General features: G+C 50.2%; 1 protein-coding gene. It reads left to right on the forward strand.

The annotated features are described in order from the left end of the window. The coding region (locus KMS84_RS44810; protein ID WP_256921657.1) for a TerB N-terminal domain-containing protein at positions 1-245 on the forward strand (245 nt) is incomplete at both ends.

Below are 245 nucleotides of genomic sequence, written 5' to 3' on the forward strand. Positions count from 1 at the left end.
CAATTACAGATGAGGCCGCGCGCTCGGAACTCCCCACCATCGCAGCGGAGATTGAGCGTCTTAAAACCCTCTACGGGGACAATTCATCGTTTCGAAACTACGCGTCGAATCTGCTCAACCACATACAACTCATGGATGTGGAACCGCAGATGTACTTGAATGCACCGCCTCGATTTGAGTCGAATGGCTTTGAATTGCCGATTGCGCTACGACTGGCATTAGGCCAAATGGCTTTGGATAAACAT

The organism is Streptomyces hilarionis (assembly GCF_024539675.1).
Taxonomy (GTDB): Bacteria; Actinomycetota; Actinomycetes; order Streptomycetales; family Streptomycetaceae; genus Streptomyces; species Streptomyces hilarionis.